Source organism: Pseudomonas viridiflava (genome assembly GCF_900602065.1).
Taxonomy (GTDB): Bacteria; Pseudomonadota; Gammaproteobacteria; order Pseudomonadales; family Pseudomonadaceae; genus Aquipseudomonas.
The window spans coordinates 1-289 of sequence record NZ_UWFN01000156.1; the positions used below are offsets into that span (position 1 = coordinate 1).

General features: G+C 61.2%; 1 protein-coding gene. It reads left to right on the forward strand.

Annotated elements, in window-relative coordinates:
- Positions 1-277, forward strand: a 277-nt coding sequence (locus EE949_RS08425) for a dihydroxy-acid dehydratase (protein WP_206335697.1), incomplete at its 5' end; no start/stop codon positions are given.
- Positions 278-289: the final 12 nt, after the last annotated feature.

The following is a 289-nucleotide window of genomic DNA, read 5'->3' on the forward strand; positions in this document are numbered from 1 at the left end:
TCTGCATGTCGCTCCGGAAGCGGCCGCCGGTGGCCCGCTTGCGGTGGTCAAGGAAGGCGACTGGATCGAGCTTGACTGCGCCAGCGGCCGTCTGCATCTGGACATCCCGGGAGCCGAACTGGCCGCACGCCTGGCGCAATGGCAAGCCCCGCCACAATTGTTGCTTGGCGGCTATCGCCAACTGTATATCGATAAAGTGATGCAGGCCGATCAAGGCTGTGATTTCGACTTTCTGGTCGGTTGCCGGGGTTCCGAAGTGCCTCGTCACTCGCACTAGTCACTTGCACTA